Raw genomic sequence first — 17,512 nt, forward strand, 5'->3', positions numbered from 1 at the left:
TCAAGGACTGGAGACGCGTCGCAACCCGCTATGACCGCTGTCCCAAAGTACTCCTTTCTGCCATCGCGCTCGCAGCAACCGTCATCTATTGGTTATGAATCCTGACCCTAGTGACAGTTCTGTGGGTCACGATGGCGATACAGCCTTGGCGTCGTCGACAATCGACGGGTACGAGTCTTATCTTCGCTGCTGGATCAACCCACAACTTGGCCCGATTTCACTTTGCGACATAGACAAAGCAAGAATGCGGGAATTTCGAAACTACTTGATTGCTAACTGTCCGAGCCGCAGCACCGCCAAGCACGCTCTAAACGTTGCGAAAGCTATCCTAGGATATGCGGTATTACTCGATGCCGTGTTCTCAAACCCTGCTCAGGGAGTGAAAATAAAATTAGACTGGAGCGAGCAAGAAGACATGAAAACTATTCGCATCCCCTCCGACCAAGAGATTGCGGATCTAGATGAAATGGCCCGTAGTCTCTACAGGTCCGATGACATCCGTATCGCGCGAACCTATCGCAGGTACTATCCGCTGTTTCTCATTCTTCGGATGACCGGCGTTAGAATTTCGCAATGCCTTGGATTGCAATGGAGCGATTTCGGTGTGGGCTTTTCGGCGGTTACTGTAAAACGAAAAGTCGATCGTGTACGCAAAAACAAATCACTGAAAGAACGAGTCGGTAAGACAAAAACAAGAAACGCCCGGCGCGCAATTCCTATTCCACAATCTGTTCGCCCAGCACTCGCCGAATGGCGACTTGCCTGCCCCGCAACTAATGAGGGTTGGGTGTTTCCAACCAGAACAGGTCAGCCATTGGACTACAACAACGTAAAAAACAAGTTCTGGAAACCATTGCTAAAGCGCGTAAATGATCAACGCAGGCAACAACTCAAACCGCCAATAACGGATCATGGTCTCCACGGCTTGCGGCATTTCTTTGTTTCGGTGCTGGTCAGGGCAGGACGAATTAAAGAGGCCTCGGTACTAGCCGGTCATAGTTCTGTAGCCTTAACGCTCGACCACTATGGTCACCTAATTCCCGGCGATCAGCAGACCTTGGATGAGGTCACGAAGATTGTCGCACAAAACCTAATTGTTTGAGCAAGCTGGCTCATTATCAATAGGCTCCTGAAAGCTTGACCATCGCCTTGTGCACTGCTGTTATCCTGCAACGTCGGTGATGCAGGATTGTTGCCATCGCCGTCAACAACGCCGAGCGCGATGCGACATGGGCAATTCTGCTGTTGTGGCCGAGTCACTTGGTAGCCGTTAATGGAAGTTACCAAGCAATGTGCTCTATCCACTCCTTCGCGGTCATCCGATAGAACGACTCAGATGACCGCTCCGAGCCCAACTCTGACTTTCGCGCCATGAAGACAGTGGCATCCGCGGCCTGACATGATAGCGTCCGCTCAGGCATTGTATTGTATGGAGACTATTCGTGATCAGGGGCGTATTGGCATTCGGACTTTTGGCTTTTTTTCAGGTATCTGTTGCCTCCGCCGGTGATCTTCGTGCCGCACCGGAAATTCCAGGCTGCGACTACCATTTTACCGGAATAGTCGAGGGTGGGGACGCCGAGCAGATCGTTTCCGTCATTCGACCCTCGGCTGAGGGCGTTACGTTATGTCTCGACAGTCCTGGCGGAAGCTATATCGAAGGCATTCGGATGTTCTATGCGATCTGGAACAAGGACTCGATCGAAACACGGGTTCGTAACCGCGATTCTTGTTTCTCTGCATGCGCGCTTGCTTTCCAAGGCGGTTCGCGGGTTGTTGGCAGCGGTCTAATCAGGGGCAAGTTTGCCTCCATCGAGCCTGGGGCCCGGCTGGGATATCACGCACCAACGCTGGTGCTCCCTGACAGCAATCAGTTTTCGCCGGGGACTGTAAAGGCCGCCTATGACAAGGCTATTTGGGGAGCATCCCAGCTTTTCCTGATGTCACGTATGGAGGAACATGGTGCTCGGGGCATGTCCGATTTCCTGTACGCACACACCTTGGCTACACCACCGGAAGCCATGTACGAAATAGATACGATCGCAAAGGCAATTTTCGCCGAAGTAGGAGTGCGGAACGTGCCCATGCCGGAGATTACTTGGCGCGGTATCCGAAATGTCTGCGAGACTGCATTGGTCTTGACCGGTGACCACTTTTCTGAAAACGCGGATCTAACCGATGCGTTTGGGGGATTCACGGACACGGGGGATAACGGCACCGGACAGCCGATCGCGCTTGAAGATCGCTTCTGGAGTTGGTCCACGGAATTCGAGTTGAACTTTGTGGTTCGAGGTTACTCAGCGCCACATGTGAACGAGCGCTTCTGCAAGGTGTCTCTAAGTAGGTTTGCCCTGAAGCGAGAACTCGACCTGCCCTTGGATCAGCGTGACCCGGCATTTCAGTCTTTCAATGTAACTCTCTGGAACGACGCCTACGTACCGAATGACAATTCGTTCAGCCAGTACGCACAAGCTAATATCAAGTTTGATGAGAAGGCGTCCGTGCCATGGACGGCCATATGGGACCCAATGACGCCTCTCGCGAACTTTGTGCAGTAAACTCGCTACGAAAAAGTATCAGGTTATTTCTTGCCAAAGACGGCCCGCAGCAATTCGCTGTGCTGTTCTGCAAATGCTCCATCAGAGACAGAGCTGACTTTTACTAAGTGCTTCAGGAACGCCCGAAATGGACCATTCGATGAAGTTGGAGTCTATCGAACCAAGGTCTGCTTTGTCCGCACCTCAGTCAATCGCTCAAATCTCACGAACGTTCGCTGTGTGGTAGAAGCCACCATTGAGGTCTCTACCACTTTGTGGGTCCTGACCCTCGAAGCGCGGGTTACTTTCTATTACTGTTCGCAAAGCTATACAGCACAAAAAACGAGTTAGAACTTCATCGCACTAAGTGCCCCATAGTGCGTACTCGATATCCTTTCTGAGCCGCAAAACACAGTTAGAAAAACAAGCTTTTCTGACCTCGGATCAGCGCCCTTTTTGTGAGTTAAGCTTACTTTTTTGGGCAGTCTTTGGGCAAATCATGCTCTTGAGCTCCTTTTGTTCCAAAACCAACTTATCCAAAGTTCACGAAGCAATGCCGTCTAAGCCTCTACGAAGACTAAAATAATCAGTTTTGGGAGATGGTACCGCCTCCCTGGCTTGAACAGGGGACCTCTGGATCCACAATCCAGCGCTCTAACCAACTGAGCTAAGGCGGCACTCGTCAGGGGCGATGTACCGAACGCGTCGGGGGAATGCAAGAGGATTAAAGAGGAATTTTCCAGCTTTGTTCGACAAGATCGAGCCCAAAGGAATGAACCTTTCTGCTGCCCGTCAGTTGCCATCCTGACGCCCTGTAGAGCGCACACGCAGCCCGATGGCTTTCGTGCGTCCATAGGGCCATTTCGCGGTAACCAGCGCTGCGTGCAAAGGCCATACAGGTGTGCAACATCCGTTTACCCAGCCCCTGCCCCCGCACCTCTGGCAGCAACAGAAACAACCTTAGCTTTGCCGTGTGATCATCCAGGGTGACACAGAAAATACTGCCGATCCGGGCGCCCTCGAGTTCCGCAATCCAGCCCCGCTCGCGTGATGGATCATGCGATGCGTTGAAGTCCATAAGGATACGTCCAACGAGGGGCGCGAACGTGTCGTCAAACCCTTCGTCCCGCTGGTAAAGACGGCCGTGCTGTTCAACCAGCCAAGGCGTGTCATCAGCACGGAACTGTCTGATCAGAATGTCTTCCATACCCTACCTGACCGCAAAGGCGGCTTGATTCTCAACCCTTTGCGCGCTAGCAGGAGTGCTCAGTCCCGGAGGCGCAAATGGGCATCAACACCGAACGTGACATTCAGGCAAACCTACAGATCGGCCCGACCGACCATGGAATGGTGCGCCTGTTCATCGAGGCAGACAACATCGAGATTCCGATGGACTTCGACCCTGAGGAAGCCGAGGAAATTGCGGATGAAATCCGCGCCGCTGCGCAAGCAGCCCGGGCCGTTAAGGACTGACCCTCAGATTTTTGGATCGCGCAGCGCCTGCAACCTGCGGGCCGTGTCGGTTGCGAACTTCTGAATCATCTTCTTCCGCCGCGCTGGTGCGAGTTTGTCCTCGGGTGCCATCCGCACAATCTCGGCATCATAGGCATCCGCGATTATCAGGCCGGTTTCCTGCGGCAAAAGTTCGGTCGGGAAATCGGTACCCACTGCCCAGAAAAAGCGGTCACACCAGTCCAGATACCCCTGCCATTTGGAATCCGACAGGTAATCGGCCCGGCTGGATTTGCATTCGATCACCCACAGCTCCCCCTTGGGACCCAGGCCCATGACGTCAACGCGCAATCCGCGCGTCGGGACAAATTCCTCAACAGATACAAAGCCATGCGCCAACAGGTGGCGGGAAACCCCACGGGCCAGTTTTTGTCCAGGCTGCAATTCCAGTGTCATGAGTAGAATGTGAACAATTCGTGAACAAAAATCAAGCGACCTAATAGACCTTGACATGATACCTTTTGGTATTGCATTTAATATAACACCAAAAGGTATCATTATTGAGGGGTGACAAATGCAGTCCCAAACTCAAAACGCGTTCCGTGCCCTTGCTGACCCTACCCGTCGGGAAATTGTGCAGATCCTCGCGTCTCAGGACATGACGATCGCCCAACTGACGGATCGGTTCGACATGACCCGCGCAGCCGTCAAGAAACACCTGACTGTTTTGTCAGACGGTGGCCTCATTACGGTCGAAGCCCGAGGGCGCGAACGCATAAACCGGCTGGAGCCGAAAGGAATGGCCCCCATCCTCGACTGGTTCAGCTATTTCGACCAGTTCTGGGAAGACCGCCTGAGCAATCTCAAGGAAGCTATTGAAAGGAATAAACAATGACCAAATCAGTTCTGCAAAAGACGATATTCCTGCGCGCCGAGCCGGAAACTGTCTGGGCATACCTAACCGAGCCCGACCGACTGGCCGAATGGTTTCACAAGCCCGAACGCCCGTTGGCGGAAGGCCAGAATCTTGAGATGTATGGTACAACCAGCGGAGATCTTCTGATCTGGGGAGATGTGCGCGCCGCGCGCGCACCCGAGTATCTGGAATACACGTTTACCATCAAACCACTGGGCGACACCGTCAGTGTCGTCAAATGGACGCTGGATCCTGTTCCGGGCGGCACGCGGTTGGGTTTGGTGCATGAAGGGCTGCCGCAGAATGCCGAGGCGTTTGGCTTGATCCTGTCGCTTGATGATGGCTGGGACGAACACTTTGGCAAGATGCGCAAAGCGCTGCACGAAACTGTTGATGCCTGACCCCTTGCGCAAACCCGCCGCACACCCTACTTAGGCCCGTGGCGGGTTCTGCCCTTCTTGTGATTGGTAGCATTCTGGTGGCCTTAAGCAATTCCGAGGGGGCTGGCTCTGTTCAGGTCCTGGCCTGATTACCTGGCACCCACCTGTACATACAGGTCCTCGGGAATCACACCGCACGGTTGACTGGTGGTCCCGCCACATACAATGATCTCAGGCCTCGTCCGCGGTCAGATCAACTTTGACAAATGTCTCATCCGCAAGCGCAAAGTCGTAAGGTTTCCGCCCATTCCATTGGGGCATGTATTCGTCAAACAACCGGTTTTTTTCTTCTGGCCGGGTTGGGACAACCAAATCCGCATTCGGCATATTAACGCCAAAAGCGAGTACGTGCCCTGCCCCATGACGCCGCGCCGCGTCCAGAACGGCATGATGCAGCAAGACGTGCTCAATATGACCATACTCCCCCACGCTATTATGTGTGATGATGGTGGACGGCTTGATTTGCTCCATCAAGGCGAATGCAGAACCAGCCAACAGCCCGAACAATGCGTGACGGTGGATGGGTCGCGTCAGTTCGGGGCTGCTCTCTGCCAGGTTCGAGGGCATTCTGATGAACCGCCGCAGTCGGCGGTGATCGCGCTCGACCGCAAAGGGGAACTGAACATACTTCGCCCCCAATGCTTCACAAACGCGCTGCATCGCCGCTTCACGCGTGTCGGTGTCGCGGCGGTTCGGAGCAGGCCGAAAGAAGCTTGCGACTGTAACATCGGCGCGCCCTTTTAACTGGGACAAAGTCGACCCGCAGAACAGGGTTTCGTCATCCTGATGGCACACACACACCAGAATGCGATCGTTGTGTAAGCTGTCCAGGTTTAAACGGCCAGTGGATACGCCCGGGCCGGTCTCCAAAACGTCAAAGTTGTCAACGATCAGGTCTTTGTACTTTGCCGACCTGACCGGGCGCGCACGTCCGTCGGCGATCAAATGGGCCGAGCTCTCTTTCACTTTGCCGTTTTTGTTGTCGCCCTGCATTAGGTAGCAGCAATCTGCCAATCCGGGCCACGCGGCTTCAAGCTCGGCGATCCGGTTGTTTTTCTGCGCATCCAGATGCAACAGGCCAATTGGCCCAAAGGGGTTTTCGGAAACCGCCAGCTTTAATCCCTGCACAGCCTGGGCGGTGTAAACCCTCACGCGGTCAGGAAACTTGGATCTTAGCCATTCGAACACAACCGGCACATAGACATCAACCGGCGGCCAGGATTGTCTCAAGCGTTGTCCCAGATCAATACCGATGAACTTAAGGGACGGGTTCGAATGAAGGGCGACCAGCGCCGCATGCCCACCGGCCACGCCGACCTCGGCAAAGCAATCGACTTCTTGCGCCAATTGCTGCAGCACCCGACGTTTTGGCTCCATTCCAGGTGCCATGTCACCGAGATGAAAGTCCTTCTGCATGTGCCCGTAACAAACAGTTCCATTAATGGCGACGGGCTCGCCCGCGTCGATCAGACTTTGGGCGATCACATGGTTCAACTGGGATAGGTCTTCCCGGAAAGCCGGGGAGTTCAAAAGGTCTTCGTAAGAAATATTACTCAAGGAAAAAAGCTGTTCACTGGTCGTTTCGAGTGGCGTGCCCTTCAGGTGCGTTTTGCACGCACAACACCTGCTTTTTCGGCTGGTAGCCGGTGTTTCAGACAATTGCCTTACTTAAACGGTGGAAGTTGAAAGTCAGGTTTTGTCAGCCACAACGCGAACGGGTTCGAACTTGGCGACTACGGGTGTACCACCCTTGGGGCCTTTAGGCTTTTCCGCCATGCTCATAATCGCATAGGCGAACTGAACCCCTGCAAACACGATGCCGTTCATGAACCAGATCATGGCCAGCGCAATCAGGCCAACGTCAGAGCCAAAGATCAGACCGCGCAGATTGGCGACGTTCAATGCCAGCAGCACCCCAACAAAAACAGCCGAGATAACAAATCCCCATGCAACTTGCGTGATATATAGGCGGATCAGTTTGGGCATGACAAAGCTCCTTGTCTGATACGGTGATGATAGCGCATGGTCAGGCAGAGTAAACTGCTGCCCCAAGGGGTGCGACACTGTATTCGGAGTTTCCATGAACGCCCTCAGCCTGTTCACGCTTGACCTGCTTGAAGAGCTCTCTCTGCGTCACGACGATCAGGAGCGTTGGGAATTCACATTAGACCGGCTGGCAGAGATTGGGTTCAACGCCCTGAACATGCTTTGCTTTACGCCCGAGACGGGCGCAATTCATTGGGTGCGCAGCTCAATGTCCAAAGGTTGGCTGAATCGCTATGACGCTGAAGGATACGCAGAAGCGGACCCCATGTTGGCGCAAGTTCAGAACGGAAAAGACAGTCTTTACGTGCAGGCTGCAAGCTTGAAATCGGCGGATGGTCACTCGAACAAAGCGATGGCCCTGAACCACGACTTGCAAAAGGCCGGCTATATCCATCTTTATTCTCTGGTCGTGCCCTGCCCAGACAATGAGGCTAAACTGGTGGTTCTGTCTTCTGCCCAACCAGAGGCGCAGGATATGATGACGGATCAACAGCGAGAAATGCGTGTTTTGGCCACCGTTCTGGCCACCAACCTCGGGTCGGATATTCCCAGCAATCATGGCCGCGTCTACGACATCACCAGTATCGCACCAACTGCGCCGGACCTTTCGCCGCGCGAACTGCAGGTCATGAACCTGCTCGCACTGGGGCATCGCAATGACAGGATTGCCGAGCTGCTGGGTTTGTCTGAAATCACCGTGCGCACTCACCTGAAAAGCGCGCGCGACAAGTTGCGGGCTCCGACACGCGAATCGGCGCTGGTCCGTGCAATGCAACTTGGGCTGATCGACCCGCAGGGCTATCGGAATCGATAGCTGTTACGCCGACGGCGTTCCGCTAAAGTTTTGGTGTCTTGGGATAAAACTGTGAGTGGTGGAGGCCGAAGGCTTTTTTGAACGAGGTATTTTTAAAGTTCAGGCGCAGCTAAACTCGTGGCTGCGCCTTATTCTTTTCACCGGATAACTTGGCTCAGAACGCCTCGGGCTGAGCTTCGCGCGCCATGTGGTCCAACACGGCGTTGACGAATTTGGGCTCTTTGCCTTCAGGGAAGAACGCACGTGCCACATCGACGAATTCAGTGATGACCACCTTCGGCGGCGTATCGCTTTGCGTCAGTTCGGCGCCCGCCGCTCGGAACGTGGCGCGTAAGGTGGGATCGATACGTGCGATTGGCCATTTTGCGACCAGTGCCCGGTCCGTCATCTGATCAATCGACGCCTGATAATTCACGGCGTTTTCGACCAGCTTGCGGAAGACCGAGATATCGCCGTCCAGCATTTCCTCACCTTCGTAGACAGCGCCAAACCGGTGATCCAGAAACTCGTTCACGACCTGCTCGGTCGTCTGTCCCGATTGCTCCATCTGGAACAACGCCTGCACGGCATACAGCCGGGCGGCGGATTTCATCAGGCGTTTCTGGTTGGCCGGTTTCGGCGCGTCTGTCTGGGTCATGCTGTCGTGGGTCCGTTGCTATCGCCCGCCACTAGGATGGACTCGGACGGGGGTTTGAACCCGACGCCCTTTTTGGAAGAGCCCCACTTACGGCTGAGTGCAATCAGATGCAAGGCCGCAGCGGCTGCTCCGCCGCCTTTATTCATCTTTTCGGGATTTGCGCGGACTTCGGCCTGATCGTCATTTTCGACGGTCAGGATACCGTTGCCGATCATCAGGCCCTGCAGGCCCATCAACTGAATGGCGCGGCTTGAGTCGTTGCAGACGGTTTCGTAATGCGTGGTCTCGCCACGGATAACGCAACCCAACGCCACGTAGCCGTCATAGTTGCACTGACGATCCGCCATCGCGATCGCAGTGGGAATTTCCAGCGCGCCGGGGACTTCAACCACGTCGCAAGTCCCACCTGCCCCTTCGATCTCGGCCTTTGCGCCAGCAACCAGATTATCTGCAATGGCACGATAGAACGGTGCCACCACGACCAGCAGTTTCACCGGTTTATCAAAGGTCGGTGTCGGCAATACGCCGTGTTTGTCTTGTTCAGCCACGATCAATTATCCTTGAGAATGGAACGGGTGCCAACGATGGAGATGCCAAATGCGTCGAGCCCCAGATATTTCGTTTCCGGCGTATCGGTTAGCAACACCAATTCTTGGATGCCCATCTTTGACAGGATCTGCGCACCCAAACCGGTTTGCTTAATGGTGCGTGGACCTTCGTCCTCGGTTGCGTAAAGCGAGTTGCGCGGTTCACGGAACAGGCAAACCACGCCGCGCCCTTCGGCTGCGATCTTTTCCATCGCCCGGGGCAATTCCTGCGGTGATTTTGGTCCCAGCCCCAGAACATCGGGCGCTTCATGTAGCGCATGGGTTCGGGTCAAAACCGGCTCGGGTGTGGTGATGTCGCCTTTGACCATGACCACATGCTCGATGCCATGGGTCTGATCGGTGAACAGACGCATTTCCCATTCGCCGCCGAATTCAGACGTCACCGTCTTGCGTGAGGTTTCAACGACCAGATTGTCGTTACGGGACCGGTACGTGATCAGATCGCTGATCGTGCCGATCTTCATGTCGTGTTCTTTGGCGAACGCGACCAGATCGGGCAGACGGGCCATGGTGCCATCAGGCTTCATGATCTCACAGATCACACCCGATGGGTTTAGACCGGCAAGGCGCGAGATATCCACGGCAGCCTCGGTATGGCCTGCACGCACCAGCACCCCACCCCGTTTGGCACGCAGGGGGAAGATGTGGCCCGGCGTCGCGATATGCGCCATCGTGTTCTGTTCGTTGATCGCCGTCGCCACGGTCAGGGCACGGTCAGCTGCGGAAATCCCGGTCGAGACACCCTCGCGCGCTTCGATTGACACGGTGAACGCCGTTTCGTGACGGGATGAATTGTTCACCGCCATCATTGGTAAACCAAGAGAGTCAACGCGCTCAGCGGTCATCGGCAAGCAAATCAGGCCACGCCCATGAGTGGCCATAAAGTTGATCGCCTCGGCATCCGCGAATTCGGCGGCGATGACCAGATCACCCTCGTTTTCGCGATCTTCGTGATCGACCAGAATGTACATCCGGCCCTTGCGCGCCTCTTCGATGATATCTTCGATCGGGCTGATCGCGTCACGCAGCTGGGCCTCGACCGGGCCGGGGGTTTCAAAGCTCATGGGGCAGCCTTTCACAAGAGCATGTTTGAACGGCTGGATAGACCACCAAGCGCTCAAAGACCAGAGCGCTTGCGGCTACGCATCGCCGAAACACGGCGTCTAATCCGTTGCCTCAGGACATTTCGGCCAAACGGGCAACGTACCGGGCCAGTGTGTCAATCTCGAGGTTCACCCGGTCACCAACCGCGACTTCGCCCCAAGTGGTCACTTCCTTGGTGTGGGGGATGAAGTTGATGCCGAAATCGCAGCCATCCACGTCGTTGACCGTCAGCGAGGTTCCATTCAGGGCAACGGATCCCTTTGGAGCAATGAAACGGGCTAATTCCCTGGGGGCGCGCAACGTCACGCGAGTACTGTCCCCTTCATCCTGAACGGCAACCACATCGGCCACACCGTCGACGTGGCCCGACACGATATGTCCCCCCAGTTCATCCCCGACCTTGAGGGCCCGCTCTAGGTTCACACGCTTGCCCAATTTCCAGTTGTCGAGATTGGTTTTTGACACCGTCTCAGCGCTGATCTGAACGTCGTACCAGTCATCCCCAAGGGCGATCACGGTCAGACAGACGCCATCGCTTGCAATGGAGGCGCCGATATCGATGCCAGCGGTGTCGTAGCCCGTTTTGATCCGCGCTCGCAGATCTCCCTGCTGATCCAACTCGGTGACAGTGCCGATATCGGTGACGATCCCTGTGAACATTGCGTTTATCCTTAGCTTTTAACCTGTGCCCAATTGTCCACGCCGAGGTAAGCCTAAGCAGCGCTGCGGGCAAGCCCCGCCTTGCCGTGATTGATGTAAACAGGCATAAATTTGGCACCAAACACTAATGAGCAGCACGGATGCCACCACTCACCACGCGCTCGCAACGCCGGGTGTTCCTGTTCTTGCAGGGACCACATGGCCCGTTTTTCAGCGCCTTGGCCCGCGCACTCCGCGCCGCCGGTTCCGATGTGCTGCGCGTGGGCTTCAACGCGGGGGATCAGGCATTCTGGTTTGATCGCAACAGCTATATCCCGTTCCTGGACCATTCTGAACAGTGGCCCGAAAAGCTGTCCGAGCTGATCCAAACTTACGACGTAACGGATATCGTGCTTTACGGTGACACACGGCCGGTACATGCACATGCTGTGGCCGTTGCGCGAACTATGGGCATAATTGTCCACGTGTTCGAGGAAGGATACTTGAGGCCCTGGTGGGTCACATACGAACGCACGGGATCAAACGGAAACTCGCGCCTGATGTCACTGGACGTCGAGCAGATGCAGCACGCGCTGGACCAATCCGACATTCAGGTTCCACCTCCGCCATCCCATTGGGGCGACATGCGGCAGCACATCTTTTACGGCGCGCTGTATCACTGGTTCGTGCTCTTCCTGAATCAACGCTATCGCAACTTCAAACCCCATCGGGAACTACCGGTCTCAAAAGAGTTCCGCCTCTATTTCAAACGGTTGGCTCTCATGCCGTTTCACAGAATTCGACGCCGCTGGGCCACAGCGCGCGTTCGGAAAAGCGGCTCTCCCTATCACCTTGCTTTATTGCAATTGGGGCATGACAGTTCCGTGCAATCCCATTCCAGCTATTCCTGCATGTCAGATTTTCTGGAGCATGTGATTGCCGGGTTTGCCAAAGGCGCGCCGACGCACCACCAACTTGTGCTCAAAGAGCATCCGCTTGAAAACCACCGTGAGCCTTTGCGGTGCAGGGCCCGTCAGATTGCCCGCGCGCATGGGGTGGCAGATCGCGTACACTATGTTCCCGGGGGCAAGCTGGCCCGTTTGCTGGACGATGCGAACTCGGCCGTCACAATAAATTCCACTGCAGGCCAGCAAGTGTTGTGGCGGGGTATTCCCTTGCGCATTTTCGGGCGATCCGTCTATGACAAACCCGAATTTGTTTCGCGGCAGGCTATCACAGAGTTCTTTGCGACGCCCCAGGCGCCGGACCACAAGGCCTATAGAGCTTATAGGCAATTTCTGTTGAATACCAGCCAGTTACCGGGCGGCTTTTATTCACTTCGCGGCCGCCGGCAATTGCTGCGCCGCGCGGCTGACATGATGTTGTGCTCGCAGGATCCATACCAGACCGTGCTTTCCAGCAAAGAGGCACCAACGCCACAGTTGAAACTCGTCGAGTAGAACGCGCCGCTTGGTGCTGGATGTTAAAGCGCAACCAAGCTAACGTGTCGCAAACAAAAGACGACTGAGGATTTACGGCAGTGAATTGCTTTCCATTTCGCTGGGTGCGAGGGGCATCTCTTGTGGCCGTATTCGGCCTGCTGGCCGCGTGCCAACTTCCCAAATCAGGCCCCAACAAGAACGAGATTTTGGCGGGTGCCGTGGAAAACGGTGGTAACGCCTTTGTCGTTGAAGTGGACGACCGCGTCACACGCGCCACATCCGCGATTCCACAATTCGGGTTCTCGTCTACATTCACCAGCGCCCAGAACCTGACGGCGGACACCGTTCGCCCCGGCGATGTTTTGGGATTGACGATCTGGGAGAATGTCGACGATGGTCTGCTATCGGGCGAAGTGGGCTCGTCAACTTTGCTGAATGAAGTCCAGGTGGACAGCGCAGGTTTTATCTTTGTGCCCTACGCCGGGCGCGTGCGCGCCGCGGGAAACACACCGGAGCAGCTGCGCCAGGTTATTACCGACAAGCTGCGGGATCAGACTCCTGATCCTCAGGTCGAAGTGCGCCGGGTTGCGGGCGATGGCTCGACCGTTTCGCTGACCGGCACCATTGGCGCACCGGGTATCTACCCGATAGAACGGCCCACGCGCACCCTGTCGGGAATGCTCTCGCGAGCCGGTGGCGTCGCAGTCGGCTCAGATATTGCTCTCGTGACGTTGATGCGGGGCAATGAAAAGGGGACTGTCTGGTACGAAGACCTGTTCAGCAATCCCAAGCTGGACGTGGCTTTGCGCGGCGGTGACCGGATTCTGGTAGAAGCCGACAGCCGGTCCTACATCGCCCTCGGCGCAACGGGCGGCCAATCGCGCGTTGCATTTGACAGTCAGGACCTATCGGCGCTTGAGGCGTTGGCTCAGGTCGGCGGATTGCTGTCGTTGTCCTCGGATCCAACCGGGATTTTCGTTTTGCGCAAGGAACGTCAGGATATCGCCCGTTCTGTCATGGGCCGTCAGGACCTGCAGGGCGACCAGCGCATGATCTATCTGCTGAACCTGACCGCGCCAAACGGGCTGTTCATTGCTCGGGACTTCGTGATCCGCGACGACGATACGATTTACGTAACCGAGGCCCCGTATGCACAGTGGACCAAGTCCATTTCTCTGATCGCGGGCGGCCTGACGCCGCTTGCAAACGTCGCCACACTGACGGGCAACTGATGTCTCTGGAAACAACAGCCGGGTCCCAGCGTACCCGGCTGCTTGTCTATAACGGCGGCTTCCTGACATCCCGCCGAATACACCGCATTCTGTCTCTTGCCGGCTATGATGTTCGCCTTGGCTTGCCCAAAGAAAGCGACGTCATAGGGGTCTGGGGTAACAGTCCAACCGCCCATCGCGGCCTGAGCATGGCGGCCCGACACAACACCCCGGTCTTGCGCGTCGAAGACGCCTTCCTGCGATCTTTGCATCCGGGCCGCAGCGGCGAACCTCCTATGGGTTTACTGCTTGACCGGTCCGGGATGCATTTCGACCCAGCGCAAGCGTCTGATCTGGAAGCCCTGCTGGCGACCCACCCGCTGGACGATACCGCCCTGCTGAACCGAGCGCGCGGCGGGATTGAGCGGATGCGCGACCTGCACCTCAGCAAGTACTCCGCTTTCGATCTGTCCGTTCAGCCACCGGACCCCGGATACGTGCTGGTTGTGGATCAGGCACGCGACGACGCAGCCGTTACCGCTAGTGGAGGTGATCACGCCCGGTTTCGGGAAATGCTGGTCATGGCGCAAGAGGAAAACCCCGGTGCCAGAATACTGATCAAGACACACCCCGATACTATTGCCGGACATCGGGCCGGATACTACTCGGAGGCTGATCAAAATGACTGGGTGTCCGTCATCAATACCCCCATCAGCCCCTGGTCGTTGCTGGAAGGTGCCGTCGGTGTCTACACCCTGTCCTCGCAGATGGGGTTCGAGGCGATTTTGGCCGGACACAAGCCCCGCGTGTTCGGTCAGCCATTCTATGCAGGCTGGGGCCTGACACAGGATGAAGGCCACCTGCCGCGCCGCCAGCGCAACCTGACGCGGGCGCAACTGTTTGCCGCCGCGATGATCCTCTATCCGACTTGGTACGACCCATACAGGGACCAACTATGCGAGCTGGAAACCGTTCTGGACACGTTAGAAGCCCGAACGCGCGCGTGGCGGCAGGATCACAAGGGGTGGACAGCTTCTGGCATGCGCCTGTGGAAGCGGAAACACCTGCAACAGATTTTTGGGCGCGAGAAGAAGATCAGATTTACCGACGGTGTCCCTGAGAAATCGGACCGGCCGCACATGGTCTGGGCCAGTCAGGCCCGCGGCGTGGAAAACGCGGTCCGCGTCGAGGATGGCTTCCTGCGTTCACGCGGGTTGGGTGCCGAATTGGTGCCGCCTCTTTCATTGGCAACCGACGATCAGGGCATCTATTACGACCCGACACATCCGAGCCAGTTGGAAGAGTTCATAGCCACCCGCGAAACTCTAAGGCACGATCAGGAAATGCGCGCAGAAAGGCTTGTCGCACAGATCGTTTCCGCGCAGATCAGCAAGTACAACATCGGCGGCAGCGCTCCCGATTTACCTGAAGGACACCGGATACTTGTGCCTGGCCAGGTCGAGGACGATGCCTCGATCCTGCTCGGAACCAGCAATGTGCGTACCAATACCGAGCTGTTGCGCGCGGTACGCGAAGCAAACCCGAATGCCGTATTAATCTACAAACCACACCCAGATGTCGAAGCCCGCTTGCGCGATGGGGCCATCGACGCACAAGGCCTGGCTGACGTTATCGCCAGTCAATGTGATCCGGCGGAGTTACTACCGCAGGTGCACGAGGTCTGGACCATGACCTCGCTGCTGGGGTTCGAGGCCTTGATGCGAGGGGTACGCGTAACAACGCTTGGGGCACCGTTTTACGCGGGCTGGGGTCTGACAACTGATCTTGGAACCGTTCCGGTCCGCCGTGGCGCACGGCCTTCGCTCTGGGGATTGGTCCACGCGGCTCTGATGGACTATCCCCGGTATTTTGATCCAGTTACAGGTGACCCCTGCCCGGTCGAAGTTGCCGTGGAGCGGCTGTCACAAGGCGTTAAGCCTAAAGGTGGCCCAGCCGTTCGGATACTCTCGAAACTTCAAGGCGCATTTGCCACCCACACGCACCTATGGCGCCGTTAACGCAGTGCCCGCGCCCAACGATGCATCACGTCCGGCCCTATGGCATGGGACTCGATCAGTTTGAAACGGGGCGCGGCGTCCAGCTTGTCCAACCCAAGCGCGCCAACGGCTGACAGCCCCTCGGCACCGATGGTCAACCCGGCAGTGAACCCCACCAGCTCATCCACAAGGTCGGCGGCCAGCAGAGACGCAGCCAGGGCCGCACCGCCCTCGCAGAACACGCGCGTCAACCCCGCCTGCCCCAGCTGTTGCAATAGGTCTGTCGCGTCAATCTGATGATCGCTCAGGGCGCAGGGCACCAATTGCGCCCCCAGTCCTTCCCAGGCGCGTGCGCGCTCGGCATCCGGAGATGGGCCATGACACAGCCATACCGGAACCTCGGAAGCGGTGCGCGCAAGTTGCCCCATCAGGGGAATGTCCAAATGCCGCGAAACGACAACCCGAACCGGCTGCGCCTCAACACCGAGATCGCGAACCGTCAAAGACGGGTCGTCGGCACGGGCGGTACCTGCCCCGACCATAACTGCGTCGTGACGCGCACGCATCGCGTGAACGGCCCTTCGAGCCTTGGGGCCGGTAATCCACTGACTGTGGCCACTGGCGGTGGCAATCCGCCCGTCAAAGCTGCTGGCGAGTTTCAAAGTGACAAACGGCCGGCCCTGCTCGGTCTTCAGAAAGAACCCCGCGTGATCGCGCGCCGCCTGCTCGGCCAGAACGCCGGTAGTGACCTCAATCCCTGCCGCGCGCAACATATCAAAGCCCTGCCCGGCCACGCGAGGATCGCTGTCTTCGATCGCTGAAACGACCCGCGACACGCCAGCATTGATCAGCGCCTCGGCACAAGGTGGTGTTTTTCCGAAATGAGAACAAGGCTCTAACGAAACATACGCCGTTGCGCCGCGCGCCGCTTCTCCGGCCTGGGCCAACGCTTGGGGTTCTGCATGAGGTCGGCCACCCGGTTGGGTCCAGCCGCGCCCCACAATGCGCCCTTGGCGCACAATCACACAGCCGACGGCAGGGTTTGGCCAGCACGTCCCTTGACCGCGTCGACCCAAGGAAAGGGCCAACGCCATGTATCGCTTATCTGTTTCGCTCACTCGTCCGTCGAAGGCTGCGGCGGGCGCAGTTCGTGGACAAACTCCTCGAAATCATCGGCCGCCTGGAAATTCTTGTATACGCTCGCAAAGCGAACATAGGCGACGGTATCGATCCGCGCCAGAGCTTCCATGACGATCTCGCCGATTTTGCTGGACGGGATGTCAGTCTCGCCCATGCTTTCCAGACGGCGCACAATCCCCGAGATCATCTGATCGATCCGCTCCGGGTCGATCGGGCGTTTCTGCATCGAGATACGGATCGAGCGTTCCAGCTTGTCGCGGTCAAAATCCTCGCGTTTGCCATTGGTCTTGATGACAACCAGATCGCGCAGTTGAACGCGTTCGTATGTGGTAAACCGTCCACCGCAAGCGGGGCAGAACCGACGCCTGCGGATCGCGACGTGATCCTCTGCCGGGCGTGAATCTTTGACCTGAGTATCGATATTTCCGCAAAACGGGCAGCGCATCCGCCGTCTCCTCGTCCCTTGTTCCGCCTCTTTTTGTAAGTGCTATGGCTTACTTATCCACAACTATAGGGCAGCCGCTAGGGT

General features: G+C 56.7%; 19 protein-coding genes, 1 tRNA gene and 1 pseudogene. 10 read left to right on the forward strand and 11 right to left on the reverse strand.

The features are described 5' to 3' along the window. From ACR0AA_RS20280 to ACR0AA_RS20290, 3 genes and pseudogenes are all read left to right on the forward strand, one after another. Positions 1-98: pseudogene (locus tag ACR0AA_RS20280) on the forward strand (IS5/IS1182 family transposase); the annotation flags it as partial. Continuing rightward, positions 95-1,102, forward strand: coding sequence for a tyrosine-type recombinase/integrase (locus ACR0AA_RS20285; protein ID WP_480757033.1), 1,008 nt, complete (start codon positions 95-97; stop codon positions 1,100-1,102). The pseudogene ACR0AA_RS20280 and the gene ACR0AA_RS20285, both read left to right, overlap by 4 nt. Before the next feature lie 340 nt (positions 1,103-1,442). Beyond that, complete coding sequence (locus tag ACR0AA_RS20290; RefSeq protein ID WP_480757035.1) at positions 1,443-2,558, forward strand: hypothetical protein; 1,116 nt, start codon at positions 1,443-1,445, stop codon at positions 2,556-2,558. 579 nt (positions 2,559-3,137) lie between these two features. Here ACR0AA_RS20290 and ACR0AA_RS20295 read toward each other — a convergent pair. Together ACR0AA_RS20295 and ACR0AA_RS20300 are read right to left on the reverse strand one after the other, a co-directional pair. Further along, positions 3,138-3,214 (reverse strand) — tRNA-His (locus tag ACR0AA_RS20295). Between the two features lie 47 nt (positions 3,215-3,261). Further along, positions 3,262-3,744, reverse strand: coding sequence for a GNAT family N-acetyltransferase (locus tag ACR0AA_RS20300; RefSeq protein ID WP_480663422.1), 483 nt, complete (start codon positions 3,742-3,744; stop codon positions 3,262-3,264). A gap of 77 nt (positions 3,745-3,821) precedes the next feature. On the opposite strand from ACR0AA_RS20300, the gene ACR0AA_RS20305 reads away from it, so the two are divergent. Continuing rightward, entirely contained in the window at positions 3,822-4,010 is a 189-nt protein-coding gene (locus tag ACR0AA_RS20305) for a DUF6324 family protein (protein ID WP_239338014.1), read from the forward strand. A gap of 3 nt (positions 4,011-4,013) precedes the next feature. Here ACR0AA_RS20305 and ACR0AA_RS20310 read toward each other — a convergent pair whose 3' ends face one another. Continuing rightward, positions 4,014-4,445 (reverse strand): MmcB family DNA repair protein, encoded by a 432-nt coding sequence (locus tag ACR0AA_RS20310; RefSeq protein ID WP_480663424.1) that lies wholly within the window; start codon positions 4,443-4,445, stop codon positions 4,014-4,016. A 118-nt stretch (positions 4,446-4,563) separates the two neighbouring features. On the opposite strand from ACR0AA_RS20310, the gene ACR0AA_RS20315 reads away from it, so the two are divergent. Both ACR0AA_RS20315 and ACR0AA_RS20320 read left to right on the forward strand, forming a co-directional pair. Continuing rightward, complete coding sequence (locus tag ACR0AA_RS20315) at positions 4,564-4,884, forward strand: ArsR/SmtB family transcription factor (RefSeq protein WP_480663426.1); 321 nt, start codon at positions 4,564-4,566, stop codon at positions 4,882-4,884. Continuing rightward, positions 4,881-5,306, forward strand: coding sequence for an SRPBCC family protein (locus ACR0AA_RS20320; RefSeq protein WP_480663428.1), 426 nt, complete (start codon positions 4,881-4,883; stop codon positions 5,304-5,306). The genes ACR0AA_RS20315 and ACR0AA_RS20320 overlap by 4 nt, the downstream gene beginning before the upstream one ends. A gap of 210 nt (positions 5,307-5,516) precedes the next feature. On the opposite strand, the gene ACR0AA_RS20325 is transcribed toward ACR0AA_RS20320, so the two are convergent. Continuing rightward, entirely contained in the window at positions 5,517-6,902 is a 1,386-nt protein-coding gene (locus tag ACR0AA_RS20325; RefSeq protein ID WP_480663430.1) for a PIG-L deacetylase family protein, read from the reverse strand. Positions 6,903-7,034: 132 nt separating this feature from the next. Beyond that, positions 7,035-7,331: a hypothetical protein gene (locus ACR0AA_RS20330; protein ID WP_480663432.1), complete on the reverse strand. Its 297-nt coding sequence runs from the start codon at positions 7,329-7,331 to the stop codon at positions 7,035-7,037. Positions 7,332-7,425: 94 nt separating this feature from the next. Between ACR0AA_RS20330 and ACR0AA_RS20335 the strand changes: the two genes are divergently transcribed. Next, positions 7,426-8,205, forward strand: coding sequence for a helix-turn-helix transcriptional regulator (locus ACR0AA_RS20335; RefSeq protein ID WP_480663434.1), 780 nt, complete (start codon positions 7,426-7,428; stop codon positions 8,203-8,205). Between the two features lie 154 nt (positions 8,206-8,359). Here ACR0AA_RS20335 and nusB read toward each other — a convergent pair whose 3' ends face one another. The 4 genes from nusB to ACR0AA_RS20355 all read right to left on the reverse strand — a co-directional run bounded on the left by nusB (position 8,360) and on the right by ACR0AA_RS20355 (position 11,214). After that, positions 8,360-8,842 (reverse strand): transcription antitermination factor NusB, encoded by a 483-nt coding sequence (gene nusB / locus ACR0AA_RS20340; RefSeq protein ID WP_480663436.1) that lies wholly within the window; start codon positions 8,840-8,842, stop codon positions 8,360-8,362. After that, entirely contained in the window at positions 8,839-9,390 is a 552-nt protein-coding gene (locus tag ACR0AA_RS20345; protein ID WP_480663438.1) for a 6,7-dimethyl-8-ribityllumazine synthase, read from the reverse strand. Before ACR0AA_RS20345 ends, nusB begins: the two co-directional genes overlap by 4 nt. A 2-nt stretch (positions 9,391-9,392) precedes the next feature. After that, entirely contained in the window at positions 9,393-10,514 is a 1,122-nt protein-coding gene (gene ribB, locus ACR0AA_RS20350) for a 3,4-dihydroxy-2-butanone-4-phosphate synthase (RefSeq protein ID WP_480663440.1), read from the reverse strand. A gap of 112 nt (positions 10,515-10,626) precedes the next feature. Further along, positions 10,627-11,214 carry a riboflavin synthase gene (locus ACR0AA_RS20355; protein WP_480663442.1) on the reverse strand — a complete coding sequence of 196 codons (588 nt, stop codon included), beginning with the start codon at positions 11,212-11,214 and terminating at the stop codon, positions 10,627-10,629. A 140-nt stretch (positions 11,215-11,354) separates the two neighbouring features. Here ACR0AA_RS20355 and ACR0AA_RS20360 point away from each other — a divergent pair, with 140 nt between their 5' ends. From ACR0AA_RS20360 to ACR0AA_RS20370, 3 genes are all read left to right on the forward strand, one after another. Then, positions 11,355-12,653 (forward strand): capsule biosynthesis protein, encoded by a 1,299-nt coding sequence (locus ACR0AA_RS20360; RefSeq protein ID WP_480663444.1) that lies wholly within the window; start codon positions 11,355-11,357, stop codon positions 12,651-12,653. Positions 12,654-12,733: 80 nt separating this feature from the next. Continuing rightward, complete coding sequence (locus tag ACR0AA_RS20365) at positions 12,734-13,867, forward strand: polysaccharide biosynthesis/export family protein (protein ID WP_480663446.1); 1,134 nt, start codon at positions 12,734-12,736, stop codon at positions 13,865-13,867. Then, complete coding sequence (locus ACR0AA_RS20370) at positions 13,867-15,864, forward strand: capsular polysaccharide biosynthesis protein (protein ID WP_480757049.1); 1,998 nt, start codon at positions 13,867-13,869, stop codon at positions 15,862-15,864. The genes ACR0AA_RS20365 and ACR0AA_RS20370 overlap by 1 nt, the downstream gene beginning before the upstream one ends. Here the strand turns inward: ACR0AA_RS20370 and ribD are convergent. Both ribD and nrdR read right to left on the reverse strand, forming a co-directional pair. After that, a complete protein-coding gene (gene ribD, locus ACR0AA_RS20375; protein WP_480757052.1) occupies positions 15,861-16,961 on the reverse strand; it encodes a bifunctional diaminohydroxyphosphoribosylaminopyrimidine deaminase/5-amino-6-(5-phosphoribosylamino)uracil reductase RibD in 1,101 nt (366 codons plus the stop codon). The genes ACR0AA_RS20370 and ribD overlap by 4 nt on opposite strands. Then, the gene (nrdR, locus tag ACR0AA_RS20380) at positions 16,958-17,428 is read right to left on the reverse strand and encodes a transcriptional regulator NrdR (RefSeq protein ID WP_037307671.1); all 471 of its coding nucleotides are present in this window, start codon (positions 17,426-17,428) and stop codon (positions 16,958-16,960) included. The genes ribD and nrdR overlap by 4 nt, the downstream gene beginning before the upstream one ends. Between the last annotated feature and the right edge of the window lie 84 nt (positions 17,429-17,512).

It is taken from the genome of Ruegeria sp. CE8 (genome assembly GCF_056537465.1).

Excerpts from the sequence above, each read along its gene's own strand:
- ACR0AA_RS20355 (WP_480663442.1), bottom strand. The coding sequence starts at position 11,214 with ATGTTCACAGGGATCGTCACCGATATCGGCACTGTCACCGAGTTGGAT.
- ACR0AA_RS20320 (WP_480663428.1), top strand. The coding sequence starts at position 4,881 with ATGACCAAATCAGTTCTGCAAAAGACGATATTCCTGCGCGCCGAGCCG.
- ACR0AA_RS20310 (WP_480663424.1), bottom strand. The coding sequence starts at position 4,445 with ATGACACTGGAATTGCAGCCTGGACAAAAACTGGCCCGTGGGGTTTCC.
- ACR0AA_RS20305 (WP_239338014.1), top strand. The coding sequence starts at position 3,822 with ATGGGCATCAACACCGAACGTGACATTCAGGCAAACCTACAGATCGGC.
- ACR0AA_RS20370 (WP_480757049.1), top strand. The coding sequence starts at position 13,867 with ATGTCTCTGGAAACAACAGCCGGGTCCCAGCGTACCCGGCTGCTTGTC.
- nusB (WP_480663436.1), bottom strand. The coding sequence starts at position 8,842 with ATGACCCAGACAGACGCGCCGAAACCGGCCAACCAGAAACGCCTGATG.
- ribB (WP_480663440.1), bottom strand. The coding sequence starts at position 10,514 with ATGAGCTTTGAAACCCCCGGCCCGGTCGAGGCCCAGCTGCGTGACGCG.
- nrdR (WP_037307671.1), bottom strand. The coding sequence starts at position 17,428 with ATGCGCTGCCCGTTTTGCGGAAATATCGATACTCAGGTCAAAGATTCA.
- ACR0AA_RS20315 (WP_480663426.1), top strand. The coding sequence starts at position 4,564 with ATGCAGTCCCAAACTCAAAACGCGTTCCGTGCCCTTGCTGACCCTACC.
- ACR0AA_RS20335 (WP_480663434.1), top strand. The coding sequence starts at position 7,426 with ATGAACGCCCTCAGCCTGTTCACGCTTGACCTGCTTGAAGAGCTCTCT.
- ACR0AA_RS20360 (WP_480663444.1), top strand. The coding sequence starts at position 11,355 with ATGCCACCACTCACCACGCGCTCGCAACGCCGGGTGTTCCTGTTCTTG.
- ACR0AA_RS20300 (WP_480663422.1), bottom strand. The coding sequence starts at position 3,744 with ATGGAAGACATTCTGATCAGACAGTTCCGTGCTGATGACACGCCTTGG.
- ACR0AA_RS20330 (WP_480663432.1), bottom strand. The coding sequence starts at position 7,331 with ATGCCCAAACTGATCCGCCTATATATCACGCAAGTTGCATGGGGATTT.
- ACR0AA_RS20285 (WP_480757033.1), top strand. The coding sequence starts at position 95 with ATGAATCCTGACCCTAGTGACAGTTCTGTGGGTCACGATGGCGATACA.